Raw genomic sequence first — 21,096 nt, 5'->3', positions numbered from 1 at the left:
TGATTCCTTTGATTAAGAAACTATGGCTATTCTCTTTTTTACTTATTGTATTGGTAGGATGTAGCACAACCAATACATTAAAAACACCTGAAAACCTCCGTTATGAAAACGGCTTTTTAAAGTGGTCACTCGTCGATAACGCTGAACACTATGTACTTGATATCAATACACAAACACGCCTAGTCTATAACGATTCATTCAATTTAAAGGATTATCCATCTGGAAACTATACCGTAAGGATTGCGAGTTTCGTGAATGGAAAATTATCAGATTACTCTGAACCCATTAATTTTCAACTGATTCAAAATGAAGTGATATCTGAGATTCATATGAACGATAAATACCTCATTTTAAGGGTATATTTTGGTTTAAAATATAGAGTTCATGTAAAAGAAATAGAAACTGGAACACTGATTAAAACAGAAGACCTTGAATTAAATCATTTTGACTATAGTACTTTAGCTGATGGTTTATATGATATTGAAATCATTTTATTATTAGAAGAAACCCAAGTTTCAACAAAAACAATTCGAATCCTTAAAGGGGATTTCACTTATGTTAAAGATGTCGGGATTGTACTGGATATCGAAGTACCAACATCTATTTATTATAAGGATAAAGAACTTGAAGCGAATATCGATTATGAAATCGATGAGTATGGGTTTATCTTAGATGCTGAAGTGATTAACAGTTTAGCAGATACAGTCGATGGATTCTTGATTACTTTTAAGTATGACGTTGATGTTCTCGTTTATATGGATTTAGTTATCATTGGTAAACCAGAGATGGTTTCAAGTAACTCAGCTACCTACAAAGGCGAAGACTTAAGTTTTGAATTTGACTTAAAAGGTGGTTTATTCGAAAGTTTAAACGGAACCGATTTACAAACAGACGATTATACGTTTACAGGTAATGTGCTAACTATTAAAGCTTCTTACATCGAAAGAATGATTCAAAAAGACCCCTCCGCGACCGCGGTGTTCTTAACATTCTTAATGACAAATAGTCCACATGTTGTGTTCGGATTCATTTCAATAAAACTCAGTTAAATCAATCTCACCATAGATTGATTTTTCTTTTATAAGGGAATTATCTTCAATAAGTAATCGAAATCTTTTAAAAAAGTATGATTTAAAGGTATAATGAAGGTAAAGGTAGGCAGTAATTATGGAAAATAAAAACAACCTCAAAAACGAAATCGAACGCTTTGACGCTGCTTTTAAAGTGACCCCTTTACGCAATGCTCTAGAACTGATTGGGCTGTATATTGTCATCGGGGTATTGTGGATTTTCTTTTCAGATATGGCCTTAAACTTCTTGATTGGTGATCCCGCAAAAGTAGAAGGGTTTCAACTTTTTAAGGGATTGTTTTATGTCGCGATTACGGGGTATGTGTTTTATATCATCATTAAGAAGCGTATGGAAAGTTATTACAACGTTATGTCTCAACTCAATACGACTTTAGTTAAACTCCATGAAACCAATGATTCTTTACGAAAACTTGAGAATGAATTAGAACAAATTGCGTATTATGATTCCCTAACGGGTTTATATACTAGAAACATGATTACGAGACTAATCGATGAGCATATCGAAAAAAATCCGAATGAATTACTTGGCTTAGTTTACATTGATATCGATGATTTTTCTAACATCAACGAAATCAAAGGGCATACGGTCGGTGATGAATTGATATTGCTATTATCAAATGAACTCAAGCGCATTGCCGGGCAACCTCATCAAATCGGTCGAATTGGTGGCGATGGTTTTATCATCCTTCTTAAGGAATTTCATAATAAAGACCAAATGCTTGAAATCATTAGAAGAAACGCTACCTCATTAAAGAAATCCTTTATGTTAGACCATGAAGAGTTCTATATCACTGTATCGATTGGGGTTTGTATCTACCCAGATGACGGGATAACCACACAAGCCTTATTATCTAACGTTGATTTATCCTTAGGGAGAGCGAAAGAACTCGGTAAAAATCAAATCGTTGTGTATCATGAAAAATACCACGCTGAGATGAAACGCCAAATTGAGATATCAAATATGCTTTATCAAGCGGTTAGAAACCGTGAATTTAAAGTGTTCTATCAACCAATTGTAAACTCAAAATTAGGGAAAGCCACCAAAGTAGAAGCCTTGATACGTTGGCACCACCCTGTCAAAGGCAATATCCCACCACTCGATTTTATCGGGATTGCTGAAAAGACAGGACACATTAAAGAGATTACTTATTTCGTGATTAAAGAATCGATTAAGCAAATTAAGATCTGGCAAGAACAAAACATCGAGCTATCGGTTTCGGTGAACCTTTCTGCGCGTGTCCTGAATGACCCTTCGTTCTTAAACGATATCCAAGTTTTACTAAAGAAGTTTGAGGGTAATCCTAAGATGCTCATTCTAGAAATTACGGAATCCGCTGTCTTGACTCAAATTGATGAATCGATTATGACTTTATTAGCCTTAAAACGAATGGGCTTCCAAATTGCTTTAGATGATTTCGGTACTGGCTATTCTTCATTAACCTATCTTCAAAGGTTACCGATTGATATCATTAAAATCGATCGAAGCTTCGTTAGAAACATTAAATCCAAAGACCACGTTGTACCATTACTTAAATTCATGATTGATGTTGCACATGAACTTAAAATGAAAGTCGTCTGTGAAGGTATTGAAGAACTCTACGAAAAAGAAGCGACCATTGCTCATGGTTCAGATTATCTACAAGGGTTTTATTATTCTAGACCCAATACCGCTGAACTATTAGACAACGACTTATTAAACAAAAAAGCACAGTAATTGTGCTTTTATTCATTAAAATAGAGGTGTTCTTGTGGGACTTCTAAGATGGTTGAAAATACCAAATAAGAAAATCGTACAGAAACCGTATCGTACACCATAAGTTCACTCACTGGGGTAGTAATAATTAGACGTGCACGGATATAGCCATAAGCATAATCTACTTCCCAAGGGTTTTCTTTAGAGGCTTTGATTTCGAGTGTGTTATCGTCATTCGATAGGATAATCGAGTTCAAGTCTAATTTGGTTTTATTTAAATCCACCCCATCAAACTCGATTTCAATATAGGTTTTGTCATCCACTGTTTTAATGGTTACATAAGACAGATAATCCTCTGGTTGAATATCTCGCATGATGCCATAGAAACTATTGACTAAGATGATTGAAAATACAACCACCAGTGTAATCGATGTAAAGATCCAAAACTTACGAACGCGTTTCTTATGTAGCACTTCATGACGGTATTTGATTTCAGAATGAATCGCTTCTTTAGGTGTCATTTTGGGCTGTATATCGTGCCCACAGTTCCAACAGACTACCGCATCCGCTTTATTCAATTTACCACATTTTTTACATTCAATGGGTTTACTCATCATTTATGCACCCCCATTTATTTTATCATGAAAACGACTTAACGGTTTAATGATTTTTTTACACTATCTAATAAAAGTTGAGCGAAGCCTTCTTTACGACTATCGTAATGTTTTTTAAAACGTTCATCGTCTAAATACATTTGACAAACACCTAAATGTGCCTCTTCATTATAATAACCCCAAGCAAGCGTAATCCACGCTTTATGGGTTAAATAGATTTCCTGCATGTAGGTATCCTTTAATGCCCCTGTAGCTTTTGATGCTTTTTCTAGTGCTTCAAATAAGGATTCCTCAAGTGTCTTGAATCGATTAAAATCGGATTCACTCATATTGAGAAATGCTTTTTTACTGGATTCATAAGCTTCTTGACCATACTTCTCAATAACTTCCTTTTTATAGAGTTTTTCGTTCTTATAGACTAAATCTTGTTTAAATCCTTTGAATTTGTCGGTGTCTTTCATGGGTTCGTTTCTCCTTTTCGCGTCCATCGTGAGTGTGAGGTTTGAGATGATTAAATCGAGTTGTTGTCTTTTTTCATATAAAGAGCCTAAATGAGTTTCATATAAAGAGAGTAAATCAAAGTCAGGGTCATTTAGAATAACCTTTATGGTTGCTAAATCGATTTCAAACGCAGTTAAGAATAAAATCGTTTGAATTCGGTCCAAATCGAATGAATCATAGACTCGATAATTTGCCTGATTACGTTTGGATTTAATCAACCCTTTTTCTTCATAAAAGCGTAAAGCCCTTTTGGACAGGCCAGTCAATTTTGAAACATCATCAATTGTATATAGCATCATTTCACCTCAAATAAGAGTATAAACCTTTACGTTACGTTAATGTCAACTATATTTTAACACAATATTCACTTTTCTTTTAATTATGTTATAATTAGCAACAAGGAGAGAATAAATATGCCAAAATTATCGTTATTACAAAAATATGCAAAACTCGCATGTAAAGTCGGCGTGAACGTTCAAAAAGGCCAATTGGTCGTTGTCCGTGCAACCACTGAAACCAAAGAGTTAACCTGTTTAATTGTTAAGGAAGCCTACGAATGTGGCGCTAGTAAAGTCATTGTCCAATGGTCTGATGAACAAATCACTCGTTATGCTTATGACTACCAAAGCGTTGAAACCTTAGAAGAAGTGCCAAACTACATCATCGAAACCAATAAGTATTATGTAGAACAAGGCGCTTGTTTCTTAAATGTCATTTCCCCAGTCATTGGTGTGAATGAAGGCGTTGACGCAACCAAGATGGCGAAAGCATTAACCTCAAGCCAAAAAGCTTTACCATTCTTAAGAGAATACACCATGGGCAACAAAGGTCAATGGACCATTGTTGCAGCCTCTAACCCAGTATGGGCTGAAGCTGTATTCCCGAACTTAAAAGGCGAAGCAGCAACCGAAGCGTTATGGGACGCGATTTTCAATGCGTGCCGTGTGTATGAAGATTCCGACCCAATTGAAAATTGGAATTTACACAACGCAAACCTATCCAAACACAACAAGATTTTAAATGACTTCAACTTTAAAGAACTACGCTTCAAAAATAGCCTTGGAACTGACTTAGTTGTAGGCTTAGTGGAAGACCATGTATGGTCTGGTGGCGGCGAACACGCAACCACAGGCGTCTACTTTAATCCAAATATCCCAACTGAAGAATCCTTCACCATGCCACTAAAATGGGCAACCTCTGGTAAAGTGGTTGCGACAAAACCTTTAAACTATCAGGGCACTTTAATTGAAGATTTCTACTTAATCTTCAAAGATGGTAAAGTCGTCGAATTCGAAGCGAAGAAGGAAATGAAAGCTCTAGAAGAATTACTCAATACCGATGAAAACGCAAGATACATTGGTGAGATTGCGTTAATCAGCCACGATTCTCCAATTTCTAATACAAACCTATTATTCTTAAACACATTATATGATGAAAATGCGAGCTGCCATATGGCTTTAGGTAGAGCATATCCAATGAACATCAAGAATGGTTTAAATACCCCAATTGAAGAACTTGAAAAGAAAGGCTATAACAAGTCTTTAATCCATGTTGACTTCATGTTTGGTTCAAAAGACATGTCCATTGTGGGTGTGAAGCACGACGGTTCAGAAGTCGTTGTGTTCAAAGACGGAAACTTTGTAATTTAGTGAGAAACCCTTCGGGGTTTTTCTTTATTTTTGGGGATTCATGGTATACTTTAGATAATGGAGGACACTTTATGTTAGCCTATAAACGAATGAATATTGTTGTATCCAAATTAGATCTTATCAATAAAAATGTGACGGGGACTTATCAACTCAATCACCACATCACCAGAAATACTGGGAAAATTGCTGAAAATGTATATTTCACAGAACTCATCTTTATGGTCAAGGATACCTTAGATGTCCAATTACCAGTCAATATCACCATCGCGTTAAGAGGTATTTTTGAATTCGAAAACGCCTTAGAAATCGATGTCATTGAATTCTTAAAGAAAGACGCGGTTCATATTTTATACCCTTATTTAAGATCGACTGTAACCAATTTAACGAACGCAGCCTTCTTACCACCCCTATTCATCCCATTTGTGGATGCGTATCATTTATTTAAAGAGGATCAGGCGAATTAGTTCTAGTTTTTTCCATTATGAAAATGAGAGACAACCAACTAAAAAAGGTTGTCATCTTTTTTTGACAAAATGAATCAAATGAGTATAATGAAAATGAGGTAATTGTTTATGCAAAAATTAAGAAGTTATTTAGATATATTTTTAACTTTTTTCAAGATTGGTTTATTCACCTTTGGGGGTGGATACGCGATGATTGGGGTTATGCAAAAAGATATCGTTGAAAAGAAAAAATGGATTGATGAGGATACCATGTTAGAACTCATCACCATCAGTGAAGCGACCCCAGGGCCATTCGCAATCAATGGTGCAACTTACATTGGATATCACAAAGCGAAATTCTTAGGTTCCCTACTTGCGACCCTCGGTGTTGTTTTACCAAGTTTCATAGTCATTTTATTGGTTTCTTTATTCTTAGAAGCCTTCAATGATAGTGTGATTTTACAAAATGCGCTAAGAGGCATTTCTGCAGGGGTACCAGTGTTGATTTTCCATGCGTTGTTCAAACTTTCAAAAAAAGTCTCAATAAACATCCTGAATGGTTTGTTGATAGGTATCGCTTTTGTAGTTGCGTTCTTTACCAATTTCAGTGTGGTATTCTTACTTTTACTGACTGCGGTTTTCGCGCTCATATACACCGCGATTAAGCGAGGTAAACAAGCATGATGGAACTATTAGAACTTTTCGTTGTATTCTTTAAAATTGGTTTATTCACCTTTGGTGGTGGGTACGCAATGATTCCACTCATTCGTCAGGAAATGGTCATTGGTGGCTATTTAACGGTAGACCAAATCAATCAATTTATTGGCATAGCAGAATCTACACCAGGGCCGTTCGCGGTCAATATGGCGACCTTCGCAGGGTATCATACTTACGGATTCTGGGGTTCTGTATTCGCGACCTTAGGGGTTGTTTTACCAAGTTTTATCATCATTTTATTGATCGCGTATTTTAGCAGTAAGTTCATTAAAACCAAACCGGTTCAAACGGTCTTGTCCTTCTTAAAACCAGTCATCTTAGGTCTGATCTTAGCGGCGGGATTATCGGTTTTATTGCACAGTATCTTAGGCGATTATTTTGTTGAAATTAACTTTGACTCTATCGCTTTAATCATTTTCGGAGTAGTATTAGGGTTATCCTTCTATAAGAAACTCACCCCGATTCATTTGGTCATCATCAGTGCAGTTTTAGGTATATTTTTCTATTGGTTATAGTATAAAACCCCTCATTTAGGAGAAATTCAAACTCCATAAAGTAGGGGTTTTCTTGTATAATAAGGCTAGTGAGGACTATTTTATGTTAAAACCCTATATTGTGCATTCTATTAAGTTTGTATTACTTTTAGTCACGTTCGCTTTTTCGATGGTTGGCACCTTTTATAGCTATGTTGAGTTTGGGATTGGGAATATCCATTACTTCACGAATCAAAGTAACTTGTTGGTCTTTGTTGTTTCCTTCATGATGGTTTTTGGGTTCGATAAATCCAAATGGTTTAAGGCGCTTTCAAGCATTGCTTTATTAGACATTTTACTGACAGGTGTCGTATATAATCTCTTGTTACGCGAGTATGACAGAGATTTCAATGAGATTAAGCAGTTCTTGATGCTCGTGACACACACTATCGTACCGATATTATTTACGACTTTATACTTTGGATTCATTCAAACAGAACCCCTATTCAAAGATATTAAACTCTTATGGATCCATCCGACTTTGTATTTTTTGGTGGCTCAAATTGCAGGGTTATTTACGGGGTATTATCCTTATCCATTCATCAGTCCTGAACAAGGGGTTTTCCAAATGCTGATAGTCAATTTCTTCATTGTTTTTCCGATTTTGACACTCACTGGATTGGGTCTGATTGGACTAAAACAATGGTTGAATGAGCATTTTAATTTGGTTTAATTAGTGAACCTGTATCCCGTTTTAGAGAAGTGAAATTATCAAAATCATGCATATGATGGTATAATACAAAACCGAAAGCAGGTGTATTTATGAGAAAACCTTGGCTATACGACGAACGTCTTAAAAATCCAAACATGGGGCGAATTGTTTATCAAGTCATTCTAGACCGGTTCGTACCGAGTCAAAAACTTAAAGAGAAGGAAGCCTTATACGCATATCCACGTAAACTCAAATCTTGGACAGAAACACCAAAAGGTGGCGTCTTTTTAGAAGATGTCAAATACTGGAGTCATGAGCTTGATTTTTACGGTGGCGACTTAGAAAGTTTAATGACTAAGTTAGATTACTTAAAGGAACTCGACATCGACATGCTTTATTTAAATCCGATTTTCGAATCCTTATCGAACCATAAATATGACGCGACTGAGTATTTAAAAATCTCAGAAGAATATGGTACACAAGAAGATTTGAAGCGATTAGCTCAAAGTCTTCATGAATCCAATATGCGTTTGATCTTAGATGGTGTATTTAACCATATGGGTGTAGGGTCAACCTATTTCCAAAATGCGTTAGATCCAAACTCGCCTTACCGTAATTGGTTTGACTTTAATGAGGCTTACCCGGAAGGGGTTCGTTTGTGGGCGGATGCGAAAAGCTTACCTGAACTCAATTTGGAAAATGAGGCTGTAAAGGATTATATCTATCAAAAAGATACTTCAGTGATTAAAAGCTATTTAAAAGCAGGGGTTGATGGCTTTAGATTGGATGTCGCTTTTGATATTGGATATGACATCTTAAAAGAATTAACAACCCATGCCCATCAAGAAAAATCAACCGCCTTAATTGTGGGTGAAACATGGAACTATCCTAAACGGTGGTTAAACTCGATGGATGGTGTGATGAACTTTACTTTAAGAGAAATCACTTTTGGTATGGTTGAAGGTACTTTTGAACCGAAGACAGTGAATACTTTATTAGAGAAGATGGTTACAGACTGTGGGATTGATGGTTTACTAAGATCGTGGAATATTTTAGATAACCACGATACCGTAAGACTCAATCACCGTCTGAATAAAGAAAATCAAGCATTAGCTGAAGTGTTACAATTTACCTTCCCTGGGTCTCCAAACCTATACTATGGTTCTGAACTCGGTATGACAGGTGGAAACGACCCTGAAAACCGTGCACCGATGCGTTGGGATCTTAATACAGTAGAGAATGAACGCCTACAATGGGTAAAAAAACTCATTCAAATCCATAAACAAGAAACAGCTTTAATGGTTGGGGATTACTTGCCTATTTCAGCAACCAAATTGGTCGCGTTCGAACGCTACACAGATAATGTTTCAGATACAGTTTTAGTGATTCTAAATCCGACAGAAGCATCCGTAACTGAACGCATGATGGTTCAAGACTCATCCTTAATGAACTACTCTAAGTTTGATACATTACTTGGTGAAGCTAAACAGGTGTCCTTGATTGCTGGATTACTTGAAGTAACACTCCCTAAAAAAGGATTTGTTATTTTAAAACCAAGAACCCAAATTGAGAAGAGTTATACCCCCTACAAGAGAGTATAAATATAATGCCCTAGACGCTAAAATCTAGGGCATTTTGTTATTCAAATTGTAAAGTGTCATCCTTAACAGTTAAAGTATAAGCTTTATGTGGTTCAATGAAGCCTTCAATCATCTTTATAGCGATAAAGGTTTCGAGTTCTTTTTGAATATAACGCTTAATTGGTCTCGCACCATATTCCATCGAATAACCATTTTTGAGGATGTGTTTCTTTAAGTCTTCTGTGAATAGAATCTTAATGTCTTTATCCGCTAAACGGGTTTGTAAATCGAGTAACATCTTTTCAACAATCTTGACTTGAACGTTGAATCCAAGTGGGTTAAAGATGATGATTTCATCGATGCGGTTTAAAAATTCCGGTTTAAAGGTATCCTTTACTAAATTCATCACTTCGACTTTACCCTTTTCCGTATCTTTGAGTAAGTATTCACTACCTAAATTAGAAGTCATGATGATGATGGTATTTTTAAAGTCTACAGTACGACCTTGGTTATCGGTCAAACGGCCATCATCTAAGATCTGCAAGAGAATATTGAATACTTCTGGATGGGCTTTTTCGATTTCATCAAATAACACAATCGAATACGGTTTACGTCTAACCGCTTCGGTGAGTTGTCCACCTTCATCGTAACCAACGTATCCAGGAGGCGCACCGACAAGTCTAGAAACACTATGGCGTTCCATATACTCGGACATATCGATTCTGACAATATGTGACTCATCATCAAAGAGGTTTTCCGCCAAACTTCTCGCAACCTCAGTCTTACCGACACCAGTAGGACCTAAGAACATAAATGAACCAATCGGTTTATTCGCGTCTTTGATCCCAGCACGCTGTCTGATGATCGCGTCACTGATGAGTTTAAGCGCGTGGTCTTGTCCAATGACGCGTAAGGCCATATGGTCTTTTAAACCTAAGAGCTTATCACGGTCAGCTTGAACGAGTTTTTCCACAGGTATGTGTGTCCACTTCGAAATGATTTCAGCGATGTTATCTTCACTAACGACTTCAGCAATCATGCGTTCTTTGTTGTTATGTGTCTTTTCTTCAATTAGTTTTTCTAGTTTTGGAATCTTTGAGTATTGTAACTCAGCTGCTGTGCTGTAATCCGATTGGTTAAATGCGTTTTGAAGTTGAGTCTTTAAACTTTCTAAGTCACTCTTAAGCTTCTTGACGGCTTCGAGTTCTTTCTTTTCGGATTCCCATTGGGATTTATACTTTTCTTCAATCGCACGTTGTTCAATGAGTTCATCTTGAATCTTTTTCAAACGTTCTTTGGACAAGGCATCCGATTCTTTGGATAACGCACTCTTTTCGATTTCTAGTTGCATAATCTTACGCATCACAGAGTCGAGTTCTACCGGCATTGAGTCGATTTCCATACGAATCGAAGCGCAGGCTTCATCGATGAGGTCAATCGCCTTATCCGGTAAGAAACGGTCAGTGATGTATCGATTAGAAAGTGTAGCTGCAGAAACAATCGCGTTATCAGAAATGTGAACGCCGTGGTGGGCTTCAAAGCGGTCTTTTAAACCACGTAATATCGATATAGTATCCATCACAGTCGGTTCATCGATTTGAATCTTTTGAAACCGACGTTCGAGAGCGGTGTCTTTTTCGATATACTTACGGTATTCATTTAAAGTAGTCGCACCAATACAGTGTAATTCCCCTCTCGCTAGCATCGGTTTTAACATGTTCGAAGCGTCCATCGCACCATCGGCCCGACCGGCTCCGACAATCGTATGGATTTCATCGATGAATAAGATGATGTCGCCTTCAGAGGATTTAATCTTATTCAAGACAGCCTTTAGACGTTCCTCGAATTCACCCCTAAATTTTGCACCAGCGACAAGCGAGGCTAAATCGAGTTCATAAATCATTTTGTTTTGTAAACCCAGTGGGACGTCTTTATCGACAATACGGCGGGCTAAGCCTTCGACAATGGCCGTTTTACCGACCCCTGGTTCACCAATTAATACAGGGTTATTTTTAGTCTTACGCGATAGTATTTTGATCATTCGACGGATTTCATCTTCACGACCAATGACCGGATCGATTTTACCTTTTTTGACTTCTTCAACGATGTTTCGGCCGAATTTTTCAAGAATGTTTTCGTCTTTGTCATAGTTTTCCATTTGTGGCATCATAGGTGTATCAACTCCTTAATATTGGCACTCGATGCTTTAGAGTGCTAATTCACCCTTATTATAATCTCTTTAGGTTGCCTTGTCAACAGGGTTACATCAAAAGAAAACACTTACTTTAGACTCCAAAATGTGCTATAATGAAGTGCTTATAGAATAAGGAGTTTGTTTAATGAAAAAATTACTAACCATCGTTTCATTGGTATTACTCAGTTTAGGGCTTTGGGGCTGTGTTGAAGATACATTCGATGTGAACGCATTTTTAAAAGAAGCTGTCTCACAAATTGTCATCCCTGAAACCACCATTGAAAATGTTGAATTACCCAATACACTTTCATACAAAGATAAGTTGATTAAACTGTCTTGGACCACGGATGAGCCTGAAGTGATTAAACTTTCTGGTGAAGTAATTAGACCTAGTTTTGAAACGGGTGATGTTGAAGTCACCCTAACCGTTTTTTTAGACTTAGAAGGTAAATCCATATCGAAATCCTTTAAGGTTTTAGTAACCAAATTACCAGAACCGGATTATATTACCATTACCTTTAACTCATTAGGTGGATCATTGGTTCAGCCCATTCAAGTGAAGATAAACACAATCGTGTCCGCACCTGTCGCACCGACACGTCCAGGGTATACCTTTGTTTCGTGGCATAAAGAGACCACAGCGAGTGAAGCATTCAACTTTAATAATCCAGTCACCGAAAGCATGACTTTGTACGCTACTTGGTCTAAAGTAACTACACCTGTTGACTACTTAGATATCTTTTATTTGAATGATTTACATGGTTCGATTGAACCACAAAACGACGATTTAGGTTTAGCCTATATCGCGAACTATATAAACTTCCACCGTAACTCCAACCCAAATGGTGTCATATTACTTGCAGGTGGAGATATGTTCCAAGGCTCAGCGCTTTCAAACTACTATATGGGATTATCCACTTTAAACATCATGAACGCCATGAACTTTGACGCGATGGCGTTAGGTAACCACGAGTTTGACTGGGGTATTGACCAAGTCACCAATTACTTTGATGGCAATTATGGAAATGGCGAAGCTACCTTCCCATTACTCGCAGCGAATGCATTTTATTCCAACACGACCACGATTATCGAACACATGGAACCGTATACCATTATCGAACGTGGTGATGTTAAAATCGGTATCATCGGTACAATCGGTGAAGGTTTAGAGTCTTCGATTGCACAAAGTCGTATCAATGGTTATTATTTCGCTTCACCAGCAAATTATATTGGACAGTACGCAGAACACTTAAGAACTGTAGAAAAGGTTGATTATGTATTAGCCATCGCCCATGACTCTGGTGAAGATTTAAATTCGGCAGTAGCCCGTTTTACAGGAAATAAAAAAGTCGATATTCTATTTAACGCGCATACACACAGACGTTACATCGAAACCAATAACGGTATGCAAATCATCCAAAGTGGATCTAATGGTAAGTTCATCGGTAAAATCCGTATCGATTTGAGTAATGGTCAAACGACACTAAGTAATGTTAATGACCACTCAACCTTAACAACAGAAGACCCAGGTATTCAAAGCATTATTGATAAGTATAAAACTGAAACCGATGTGTTATTTAATACCCCAATCATTAAAACAGCTCGATCGATTTCATCGACAACCTTATCCGATTGGTTAGCGGATCTCATGCGTAAGACTACAAACGCAGACATCGCATTCCACAATTATGGTGGGACTAGAGATGGATTACTCGCAAATGAAGACATTACCTTAGGAAAACTTTATAAGATCTTCCCGTTTGATAACACCATTAAAACAGTTTATCTAGACGGTGCACAAGTGCGTAGCTTCATGCGTGTGGGCGGTAACACCTACAGCTCTACCATTACCAACTTTGAAACAGGTAAACTCTATAAGGTCGCAACCAACGACTATCTATTCGATAAGACCGAATACCCGTTCGTAAACGGAGTTAATCCTGAATTTGATGGCACACTATTAAGAGATATGGTGGTTGAAGAATTAACGCGTCAAAGTCAAGTTTATTCGACTTTTGATACAACCAACGCAATCCTCGTTCCCCTCACATTTCTATACAATAGAAGCTTTCTATCTTTACACATCTAACAACTAATTGACAAACGTGCTATTCCTCGTTTATAATGTAATAGCACGTTTTAAATGGCCCTGTAGCCAAGTGGTAAGGCACGGCACTGCAACTGCCTGATCGTCGGTTCAAATCCGGTCGGGGCCTCCAAAATAATCTTGAATTGGTTCGATAAAACGAGCTAATTACACAAATTTATGCCCTAATTGGGCATTTTTTTGTATAAAAAGAACCTATCATAAGATTTGTGTGTCTCTCATGATAGGTCGAGTGATTGAATAGATGAGTCGTAAATAAATCCATTACAAGTGATTGAACCGATTATTTTAAAGTCCGTTACAAGTGATTGAACCCTATACATAAAGTGTATACTTGACATTCTTATGTACGTTTCCAATCTTTAAGCTGATGTTCGAAGAAATGAGGTTCATGTTAAGTTGTCCATTTTTGATCAATGAAAGTTTGATGTGAAAATGATAATCACCGTCAATATTAACAAAGTCTATTATATTCCGTATCTTCTCAATGTCTTCAAGGTTTTGTATTGACTTAATCCTTTTAATAAAATTCGGCAATGCTTTCTTTGATTGAGTATACATCAATCTCTTTGATATCAGTAACAGTTTGTCTACAGAATCATCAGTAAAATTGTTAATGCTTTGGATTCTTGAGTCTATGATTTGGCTAATGACAGAAGACATATTTAAATCAGACTTCTTTAAATTGACTAATGCATGATTGATGATTGAAAAAAGATTAGACACTTTTACCATAACTCGATTAGTTCTTTCTGAGTTATAACAGTAAAGTGTTGGAATTTCGTATTTACCCTTTGGACGTTCAACGACGTATCTTAGGTAATTGCAGTTTTCAATAGAATAGACAAATTGATAGTAAGGAGTAACTCTTTCTGATAATGGAACATAACCTTCAATTTTATTTCTGGTTCTACTTTCTCTTAGAGCCATTGCCTTGTCATATAGTTCAGGTGGCACTATTGGCGCATGATGGTTTCTAATCATATTCTCCTGTTTAGAAAGTCGTCCGGAACGCAGAGAACTACCATTGAATGTATAACTTTTACATAGTGCCATATGACCTGCATACTTTTCATTTAAAAGCATTTGTTCAATCGTTCCAGGATTCCACCGATCCTTACCAGTTACAGACTTAATACCCATTCGATAAAGTTTTTCAATCATTGATTTGTAAGTATCCCCATTGATATACATACTAAATAGCATTCTAACGATTTTTGCTTCTGATTCGAGAACAGTCCATTTTTCACCATTTATCTTGTACCCATATAACTGAGTAGTGAAGTTGCCTTTATTACGGATTTTCTTCTTAATATTCCATAACGTGTTCTCGGAAATATTTTTTGATTCCTCTTCAGCATGCATAGCCAATACAGATAAAACAAATTCCATTTGTGGATCTAAAGAAGATATGTTTTCCTTTTGAAAGATTATCTCAACGTTATTCTGTTTCAAACTTCTAACGAGTGATATGGTATCGAGAATATTACGTGCAAACCTGGTAATTGATTTTGTTATGATTACATCAATTTCCCCAGCCATTGCTAAATCAATCATGGTATTAAATTCGCTTCGATGCTTAGTGCTAGTTCCGCTTTTCCTATCTTTGAACACACCAATGAATTCATATGAAGGATTACATTTTATGGATTCTTCAAGTTCTGTAAGTTGAACTCTATAAGAACTGTCTTGATGTTCATCTGAAGTTGAAACTCTTGCATAACCTACGGTTCTCTTTTTAACTCCTGGTTTATGTATAACCTTGATTACATCAACCCTATTCATAAATTTTAACCTCATAAAAGATTCCACTTTGCTCATCTTTAGAAATATACATTTTACTCAGAATGGACTCAATTTCTATAACTGAAGGTATATCTTCAACGAGTGAGGTTAGACTTTTTGTTGGTGAAATGATGAAAATGATTTTATGTTCATCCGCTAAAACCAGGGAAAAGATATCCTTGAAATTTACGGTATCAAGTTTCATTTGTTCCTCTTTTACGAGTGATTTAATGTAATCAAGTCGAACTGAAGTAGATAAGTTACTGCTTAGCTCTTGTTGAAGAGTTTCTATCTGTGAGTCGTTATATAAAATCTGTTTGACGATGTCATTATTGTCTGGATATTCATGATGTAGGGAGTGAAGATGCTTGTTAGAATCTTTTAAAGTAGACAACTGATTTCTAAGTTCGTTAAGAGCAACATTATTATCAAAAACTTCAAAGAGACTTGATAGAACTCTGTCATTAGCATATATCTCTTGAATTGAATCGACTGCAGCATTTACGACCAAATCATATTTAGGAGAACCACTCTTACAAATATGGTCATTCCCATAGGAATGATTACAGTTTAAGACTACCGTCATATTCGCCCCACGATTGACTTGTTGTCTTTTTAATGTTCTACCACACTTAGGACAGTAAAGAATGCCTGTAAGGGGATATTTAGTGGTCTTGTTCAAGTTTCTTACAGTATCTGACTTATCTTTAAGCAACAACTGAACAGAGTCGAAAGTTTCTTTATCTATGATAGCCTCATGGTTGTTAGACACATAATACTTATCCGCAATGTTGTTGTTTTTGACGGTCCTCCTTGTCAAGTAATCAATACATACAGTTTTTCTTAAAAGTGCATCACCACAGTATTTCTCGTTTTGTAAAATGCTTCGAATTGATCCATATTTCCATGTCGTTCCATTAAGTGTTTTTATACCTGCAACGTTAAGTGTTTTGACAATGTCATTGATGTTATATCGCTTCAAAGCCAATGTAAAAATCTGTTTAACAACTACAGCTTCGTCTTCATTGATGACTTGTTTCCCATCGATTACTTCATAACCATAAAATCTTCTTGGATCCACGATTCCATTCTTAAATTTCTTGTCATATGACCACTTGACATTTGTTGATATCGCACGTGATTCCTCTTGTGCAATCGAAGATAAAATCGTCAACATAAAATCTATTTTAGGATCAAGAGAAGAGATGTTTTCTTTTTCAAAAAATATCTCTACATTAATTTCTCTAAGTTCCCTAATATACGTTATAACATCCACTGTATTACGTCCAAATCTAGAGATTGACTTTGTTAAGATTAAATCGATTTCACCATTTTTGGCACACGCAATCATTTTCATAAATTCAGGTCTTTTCTTAGCTTGAGTTCCTGATAAACCCTGATCTGCAAATAAACCTGCAAAAGTATAGTTAGGGTTAGATGTGATGATTTGCGTGTATTCATCGCATTGAGCCTTATATGAGTTTAGTTGGTCTTCATAGTCTGTTGAAACCCTAGCATATGCAGCGACTCTCTTACGTTTGATGACTCCGATTTCACTAGATTTTTGAGTCTGAATTGGTTTAATAACTTCAATAAATTTATCCATGATTACTGTCCTCCAAATCTGACTTACCAGTTCTATAATTGGTAAGTCCTTTTTGTTTTACCATAATCGTTTCTTTATTCAAGTCTTTGTCGGTCTTATTATCTTTATCAATTTCATCAAGGCAACCGATGGCTTCATTAAGCGAAATAATATTTCTTTTCAAGAGAGATAAGATGATTGATTCATATAGCGCTGATTTTAACACTTTGTAACTGTTCATATAAAAAAACTCCTAAATTTAGATTTAGGAATGTAATTCTAACGTGTAACTAACCCAGTCATATTCTATCAAAAAAAAGTGAGCCAATAGGGTGGCTCACAGCATACAACATTAAGACTTTATTTCAAAGAAGAACTCTTCAGTTTTTGCTAGATGATTGATTCTAGCAATCAAGTATCCGTAATAGATGAACATCGCCTTGTTCTTCATAATCATATTCTTACCGGAATGATCAGTGAATGTGTAAATAGGTTCTTTTCCATCTTGTCGATCAAAAGTGGAAATTGTTGTTAGGAACAACCTTTTGTTTTTTAACTCATCAATATCTATTCTTTCGAGTCTACTTAGAATCTGACTTTCAGACACGAGCATTAGTCCTTCAGTAACTTCTGTAGAACGAAGAAAAATCAATGTGTCACCGTTGGAATCTTCTAATGTGAAGTACATTGAATGAGGATTAGAAATTCTCGTTTCACCATAAGTATAAATTGTCGATGAACCAATCTTAAAATGCTCGAAATAGACTTCACTTTCCTGGTGCATTTCATAAGTGGATACTGTACATAACTCATCAATTTTCACATTAAAAACTCTGGATATTGTAAGTAAATGTTCAAGTGAAACGGATCTTTCCCCTTTTTCGAAGAGTGATATTGTTGCAGTTGAGACATTAAGTAAATCGGCTAATTTTGATTGAGTAATATTAGCGTACATACGTAATGATTTAATATTCTTACCTACGATTTGATTCAGCGGAATATTCATGAGCTCACCTCTTTTTCCTTTATTATATCATAACAGCAACTTTACAATAAGTAAACATGCATTCCTATAAATAAAAAATTATTAAAGCAAAAATAACGACAAAAATATATAATAAATATACTGTACATTTGTTTTTGGGCAAATTCTAGTATATAGATTTTACAAATAGTAAATGTTAAAAGTTGTATTTACCAGAGATAAAAGTTTTTGTTAATTGATTGCTAGAATTATCACAACCAGGAGGAGATGCGTTGTGAATGAATGCAATACCAAGAAACAAAGACCCCACTTAAGGATGTATCTTTATGAGCTTAGAAAAAATGCTCAATTATCGATTTATGAGGTGACGAATAATATGTTACTATCAAAACCATATTATTACCAAATTGAGCAAGGGATAAAAGGACATCGAATGGATGTAGTATTTCTAAATGATCTAGCAACAGTTTTAAAAACAGATTTCGAAACACTCTGTAAGGGAGAACTAGAGTATCAAAAAGAACGTAGATCCTTAGGCATAAGAAGAGAAGGCAGATGGGTGATGGACGATGAAATATGATATAAATGACAAAGTTAATGAATACATTTCATTTCTTGATTTAAAGGAGATTTCTAAAGAATCATATAAGAAGTCACTATTATCTTACATTGAGTATCTTAATGCGTATAACATAACTAACCCAAACAGGAATGTAATTCTAGCATATAAAGATTACCTTGTTAAAAGAAAATTATCATCATCATCTATCCAAAAATCTTTGGTTGTTTTAAGAGGATTCTATAGATATTTGAAACTGAATGGTATTGATGAAGATATAACATATGCCGTTAAAGGAGTTAAGGTTGCAACGACTTATAAAAGACAACCGCTAACTGAAGAAGATATTAGAAAAGTTATCTATAATGCAAGAAAGAAGATAAACACGATAAAGGGGAAACGAAATTTAGCAATACTTGCATTATTGTTTACCACTGGTCTAAGAGCTATAGAAGTTGAACGAGCAGATATAGAAGACATTGATGTTGTCGGAAATGGTTATGTTCTTTACATCCAAGGAAAAGGTAGAGATGATAAAGATAACTTTGTCAAACTAACTGAAGATGTTTATGAGATTATCCTTAGATACTTAGAAACCAGGGATAACAATAGTTTTCAAGAACGCAATAATCCCTTGTTCACAACGTATCTTAGAAACGGAACAGAAATAAGAATGAAGACAGCTGTCATTAGAAATATGGTCAAAGATGCATTTCGCTCAATAGGTTTAGATAGTCGAGCATTTTCTGCACACTCAACAAGACATTCATTTGCAACACTGTCACTTATACAGGGAGCATCAATATTAGAAGTTAAAGAATCACTTAGACATTCAAGCATTACCAGCACACAAATTTACTCACACTTAGTCGAAAAAATGAAATCAGGGACGAATGAATTAGTCTCAAATGCAATACTTAAGACCAAAAAGGAAGGTAGACATGAAAAATAAAGTATTCACGGTAACGGTTTATAATGGCAAAACCGTACGAATCATATTTAGCGAAAAACTACATTGTTATTTTATAGAACTTAACGACATGAAAAAATTATTTGATTTAGAAGTCAAGAATTTACCAGAAAAATATAGAGGCAATTTAAACTACTTTGATGTCAAAATAGGTTCAAGTGTGAAAAAAATTGCTGGTGTTGCAGAAGAGGATATCGAAATCATCAAGAACTTCTCAAAATTAAAAGATGCTGAGTATTATGCAAGATCAATTCTAACTATTATAAGTGACTTAAAAACTTCATACACTGGATATACAAAGGGAATGATTCTACCTCAAGAAGAACAAGATGAACTCATTTCAAGTTTCGAGAAGAAAACAAGGAAGATCAATGTGCTTGAAGGGCAACTGGAAGAATTAAAAGAGGGAGCAAAACTCTATTTTGAATTTACAGATAATACGTCGATGGTGCCTTTAAGAAGAGTGCATGAAAAACTTAAATATAAAACATCATATACACAATTGTTGGGTCATTTGAGACAAAGTGGTGCAATTGATGAGTACTGTCGACCTACTCCAAGTTTAGTAGAAAATGGCTGTTTTAGATTCTTCACATGGATAAGTCAAATTGGAGATAAAGAGAAGAAAACGACACAAATCGTTGTTTCGGATAAAGGTATTCGATATATCAACGAAATTCTTGAGAAAGCAAATGGGAAGTTGAAAAGATCATGAAAATATATAGCGTATTTGAAGTGTGTGAGATGTTAGCCGTCTCACGAAAAACAATAAATAAGTATATAGCTTTAGGTGAATTAAAAGCAATTCGCCTGGGAAATCAGCTTAGAGTAACTGAAGAATCTCTAGAAAAATTTCTAACACTGAAAGAAATTAAAGTTAAAGAAAAACTAATCGATACATTAAAAAATAAATAGGGGAGAAACCATCATGAATATAGAATTAAAAGGTGATTTTTCACCTGTTTTTAAACGAACCCAAAAACTGGCTGTCGTTGAACTTTTTTCTGGCATAGGTGGATATGCTGAAGCGTTGAGAAGAAACAAAATGGAGCATGAGTTAAAAGGTATCTCAGAAATAAACAAGTACGCAATTGAAGCATACAAAATGTTACATGGAGATGTTATGAACCTTGGAGACATAACTACAGTTGATAAGTTACCCAAAGTAGATTTACTATGCTATTCAGCTCCATGCACAGATATTTCGTTAGCAGGCTCAATGAAAGGAATGGATCGTAATTCAAACACAGCATCATCACTTTTATGGGAAGTTGAAAGATTGTTAATCACATCTAAGGAATCAGAAGAATTGCCTAAATTGTCTGTCAGCAACAGGTTTAAGATAATAGAATAAACCTAAACTGATGGCACCCATAAGAGAACCCATAATGAAAAGCGCGAGATTCATATCTAGAATTTGATTTAAACCATAATACCC

Annotated in this window: 21 protein-coding genes and 1 tRNA gene; 15 read left to right on the top strand and 7 right to left on the bottom strand. The window is 35.7% G+C overall.

Annotated features, from left to right (window positions below; translation table 11 throughout):
• The first annotated feature begins 8 nt into the window (after window positions 1-8).
• Together N7603_RS08225 and N7603_RS08220 are read left to right on the top strand one after the other, a co-directional pair.
• On the top strand, window positions 9-1,049 hold the full coding sequence (locus N7603_RS08225; RefSeq protein ID WP_262096955.1) for a hypothetical protein: 1,041 nt from the start codon (window positions 9-11) through the stop codon (window positions 1,047-1,049).
• A gap of 118 nt (window positions 1,050-1,167) precedes the next feature.
• The gene (locus N7603_RS08220) at window positions 1,168-2,805 is read left to right on the top strand and encodes a putative bifunctional diguanylate cyclase/phosphodiesterase (RefSeq protein WP_262096954.1); all 1,638 of its coding nucleotides are present in this window, start codon (window positions 1,168-1,170) and stop codon (window positions 2,803-2,805) included.
• An 8-nt stretch (window positions 2,806-2,813) separates the two neighbouring features.
• Here the strand turns inward: N7603_RS08220 and N7603_RS08215 are convergent, their stop codons facing one another.
• Together N7603_RS08215 and N7603_RS08210 are read right to left on the bottom strand one after the other, a co-directional pair.
• Window positions 2,814-3,401 carry a zinc ribbon domain-containing protein gene (locus N7603_RS08215; RefSeq protein ID WP_262096953.1) on the bottom strand — a complete coding sequence of 196 codons (588 nt, stop codon included), beginning with the start codon at window positions 3,399-3,401 and terminating at the stop codon, window positions 2,814-2,816.
• A 35-nt stretch (window positions 3,402-3,436) separates the two neighbouring features.
• Complete coding sequence (locus N7603_RS08210; RefSeq protein WP_262096952.1) at window positions 3,437-4,198, bottom strand: MerR family transcriptional regulator; 762 nt, start codon at window positions 4,196-4,198, stop codon at window positions 3,437-3,439.
• Window positions 4,199-4,312: 114 nt separating this feature from the next.
• Between N7603_RS08210 and N7603_RS08205 the strand changes: the two genes are divergently transcribed.
• The 6 genes from N7603_RS08205 (at window position 4,313) to N7603_RS08180 (ending at window position 9,494) form a co-directional block, all read left to right on the top strand.
• Window positions 4,313-5,548, top strand: a complete 1,236-nt coding sequence (locus N7603_RS08205) for an aminopeptidase (protein WP_262096951.1) — start codon at window positions 4,313-4,315, stop codon at window positions 5,546-5,548.
• A gap of 71 nt (window positions 5,549-5,619) precedes the next feature.
• A complete protein-coding gene (locus N7603_RS08200; RefSeq protein WP_262096950.1) occupies window positions 5,620-6,012 on the top strand; it encodes a protein-export chaperone SecB in 393 nt (130 codons plus the stop codon).
• 108 nt (window positions 6,013-6,120) lie between these two features.
• On the top strand, window positions 6,121-6,675 hold the full coding sequence (locus tag N7603_RS08195) for a chromate transporter (RefSeq protein ID WP_262096949.1): 555 nt from the start codon (window positions 6,121-6,123) through the stop codon (window positions 6,673-6,675).
• Window positions 6,672-7,223 carry a chromate transporter gene (locus N7603_RS08190; protein ID WP_262096948.1) on the top strand — a complete coding sequence of 184 codons (552 nt, stop codon included), beginning with the start codon at window positions 6,672-6,674 and terminating at the stop codon, window positions 7,221-7,223. Before N7603_RS08195 ends, N7603_RS08190 begins: the two co-directional genes overlap by 4 nt.
• 82 nt (window positions 7,224-7,305) lie before the next feature.
• Complete coding sequence (locus N7603_RS08185) at window positions 7,306-7,914, top strand: Pr6Pr family membrane protein (protein ID WP_262096947.1); 609 nt, start codon at window positions 7,306-7,308, stop codon at window positions 7,912-7,914.
• Window positions 7,915-8,003: 89 nt separating this feature from the next.
• Window positions 8,004-9,494 carry a glycoside hydrolase family 13 protein gene (locus N7603_RS08180; RefSeq protein WP_262096946.1) on the top strand — a complete coding sequence of 497 codons (1,491 nt, stop codon included), beginning with the start codon at window positions 8,004-8,006 and terminating at the stop codon, window positions 9,492-9,494.
• A 37-nt stretch (window positions 9,495-9,531) separates the two neighbouring features.
• Here the strand turns inward: N7603_RS08180 and N7603_RS08175 are convergent, their stop codons facing one another.
• The gene (locus N7603_RS08175; protein ID WP_305072008.1) at window positions 9,532-11,643 is read right to left on the bottom strand and encodes an ATP-dependent Clp protease ATP-binding subunit; all 2,112 of its coding nucleotides are present in this window, start codon (window positions 11,641-11,643) and stop codon (window positions 9,532-9,534) included.
• A gap of 169 nt (window positions 11,644-11,812) precedes the next feature.
• Here N7603_RS08175 and N7603_RS08170 point away from each other — a divergent pair, with 169 nt between their 5' ends.
• Complete coding sequence (locus N7603_RS08170; RefSeq protein ID WP_262096945.1) at window positions 11,813-13,756, top strand: 5'-nucleotidase C-terminal domain-containing protein; 1,944 nt, start codon at window positions 11,813-11,815, stop codon at window positions 13,754-13,756.
• 56 nt (window positions 13,757-13,812) lie between these two features.
• Window positions 13,813-13,886 (top strand) — tRNA-Cys (locus N7603_RS08165).
• Window positions 13,887-14,089: 203 nt separating this feature from the next.
• Here N7603_RS08165 and N7603_RS08160 read toward each other — a convergent pair.
• From N7603_RS08160 to N7603_RS08145, 4 genes are all read right to left on the bottom strand, one after another.
• Window positions 14,090-15,559, bottom strand: coding sequence for a recombinase family protein (locus N7603_RS08160; RefSeq protein WP_262096944.1), 1,470 nt, complete (start codon window positions 15,557-15,559; stop codon window positions 14,090-14,092).
• The gene (locus tag N7603_RS08155; RefSeq protein ID WP_262096943.1) at window positions 15,552-17,165 is read right to left on the bottom strand and encodes a recombinase family protein; all 1,614 of its coding nucleotides are present in this window, start codon (window positions 17,163-17,165) and stop codon (window positions 15,552-15,554) included. The genes N7603_RS08160 and N7603_RS08155 overlap by 8 nt, the downstream gene beginning before the upstream one ends.
• On the bottom strand, window positions 17,158-17,385 hold the full coding sequence (locus N7603_RS08150; RefSeq protein WP_262096942.1) for a hypothetical protein: 228 nt from the start codon (window positions 17,383-17,385) through the stop codon (window positions 17,158-17,160). The genes N7603_RS08155 and N7603_RS08150 overlap by 8 nt, the downstream gene beginning before the upstream one ends.
• Before the next feature lie 111 nt (window positions 17,386-17,496).
• A complete protein-coding gene (locus N7603_RS08145; protein WP_262096941.1) occupies window positions 17,497-18,150 on the bottom strand; it encodes a helix-turn-helix domain-containing protein in 654 nt (217 codons plus the stop codon).
• Window positions 18,151-18,403: 253 nt separating this feature from the next.
• Between N7603_RS08145 and N7603_RS08140 the strand changes: the two genes are divergently transcribed.
• The 5 genes from N7603_RS08140 to N7603_RS08120 are packed head-to-tail and all read left to right on the top strand — an operon-like array spanning window position 18,404 to window position 21,012.
• Window positions 18,404-18,709 (top strand): hypothetical protein, encoded by a 306-nt coding sequence (locus N7603_RS08140; RefSeq protein ID WP_262096940.1) that lies wholly within the window; start codon window positions 18,404-18,406, stop codon window positions 18,707-18,709.
• Window positions 18,699-19,640 carry a tyrosine-type recombinase/integrase gene (locus tag N7603_RS08135; protein ID WP_262096939.1) on the top strand — a complete coding sequence of 314 codons (942 nt, stop codon included), beginning with the start codon at window positions 18,699-18,701 and terminating at the stop codon, window positions 19,638-19,640. The genes N7603_RS08140 and N7603_RS08135 overlap by 11 nt, the downstream gene beginning before the upstream one ends.
• A complete protein-coding gene (locus N7603_RS08130) occupies window positions 19,630-20,373 on the top strand; it encodes a hypothetical protein (RefSeq protein ID WP_262096938.1) in 744 nt (247 codons plus the stop codon). Before N7603_RS08135 ends, N7603_RS08130 begins: the two co-directional genes overlap by 11 nt.
• Complete coding sequence (locus N7603_RS08125; RefSeq protein ID WP_262096937.1) at window positions 20,370-20,573, top strand: helix-turn-helix domain-containing protein; 204 nt, start codon at window positions 20,370-20,372, stop codon at window positions 20,571-20,573. Before N7603_RS08130 ends, N7603_RS08125 begins: the two co-directional genes overlap by 4 nt.
• 13 nt (window positions 20,574-20,586) lie before the next feature.
• Window positions 20,587-21,012 (top strand): DNA cytosine methyltransferase, encoded by a 426-nt coding sequence (locus N7603_RS08120; protein ID WP_262096936.1) that lies wholly within the window; start codon window positions 20,587-20,589, stop codon window positions 21,010-21,012.
• The last annotated feature ends 84 nt before the right edge of the window (window positions 21,013-21,096 follow it).

It is taken from the genome of Paracholeplasma vituli (genome assembly GCF_025446935.1).
Lineage (GTDB): Bacteria > Bacillota_I > Bacilli_A > Acholeplasmatales > UBA5453 > Paracholeplasma > Paracholeplasma vituli.
Note: the sequence above shows the minus strand (reverse complement) of the source record. Positions and strands in the feature narration are given on the sequence as shown.

Coding starts and splice junctions, on each gene's coding strand:
- N7603_RS08220 (WP_262096954.1), top strand. CDS start 1,168: ATGGAAAATAAAAACAACCTCAAAAACGAAATCGAACGCTTTGACGCT.
- N7603_RS08215 (WP_262096953.1), bottom strand. CDS start 3,401: ATGATGAGTAAACCCATTGAATGTAAAAAATGTGGTAAATTGAATAAA.
- N7603_RS08210 (WP_262096952.1), bottom strand. CDS start 4,198: ATGATGCTATATACAATTGATGATGTTTCAAAATTGACTGGCCTGTCC.
- N7603_RS08205 (WP_262096951.1), top strand. CDS start 4,313: ATGCCAAAATTATCGTTATTACAAAAATATGCAAAACTCGCATGTAAA.
- N7603_RS08200 (WP_262096950.1), top strand. CDS start 5,620: ATGTTAGCCTATAAACGAATGAATATTGTTGTATCCAAATTAGATCTT.
- N7603_RS08195 (WP_262096949.1), top strand. CDS start 6,121: ATGCAAAAATTAAGAAGTTATTTAGATATATTTTTAACTTTTTTCAAG.
- N7603_RS08190 (WP_262096948.1), top strand. CDS start 6,672: ATGATGGAACTATTAGAACTTTTCGTTGTATTCTTTAAAATTGGTTTA.
- N7603_RS08185 (WP_262096947.1), top strand. CDS start 7,306: ATGTTAAAACCCTATATTGTGCATTCTATTAAGTTTGTATTACTTTTA.
- N7603_RS08180 (WP_262096946.1), top strand. CDS start 8,004: ATGAGAAAACCTTGGCTATACGACGAACGTCTTAAAAATCCAAACATG.
- N7603_RS08175 (WP_305072008.1), bottom strand. CDS start 11,643: ATGATGCCACAAATGGAAAACTATGACAAAGACGAAAACATTCTTGAA.
- N7603_RS08170 (WP_262096945.1), top strand. CDS start 11,813: ATGAAAAAATTACTAACCATCGTTTCATTGGTATTACTCAGTTTAGGG.
- N7603_RS08160 (WP_262096944.1), bottom strand. CDS start 15,559: ATGAATAGGGTTGATGTAATCAAGGTTATACATAAACCAGGAGTTAAA.
- N7603_RS08155 (WP_262096943.1), bottom strand. CDS start 17,165: ATGGATAAATTTATTGAAGTTATTAAACCAATTCAGACTCAAAAATCT.
- N7603_RS08150 (WP_262096942.1), bottom strand. CDS start 17,385: ATGAACAGTTACAAAGTGTTAAAATCAGCGCTATATGAATCAATCATC.
- N7603_RS08145 (WP_262096941.1), bottom strand. CDS start 18,150: ATGAATATTCCGCTGAATCAAATCGTAGGTAAGAATATTAAATCATTA.
- N7603_RS08135 (WP_262096939.1), top strand. CDS start 18,699: ATGAAATATGATATAAATGACAAAGTTAATGAATACATTTCATTTCTT.
- N7603_RS08130 (WP_262096938.1), top strand. CDS start 19,630: ATGAAAAATAAAGTATTCACGGTAACGGTTTATAATGGCAAAACCGTA.
- N7603_RS08125 (WP_262096937.1), top strand. CDS start 20,370: ATGAAAATATATAGCGTATTTGAAGTGTGTGAGATGTTAGCCGTCTCA.
- N7603_RS08120 (WP_262096936.1), top strand. CDS start 20,587: ATGAATATAGAATTAAAAGGTGATTTTTCACCTGTTTTTAAACGAACC.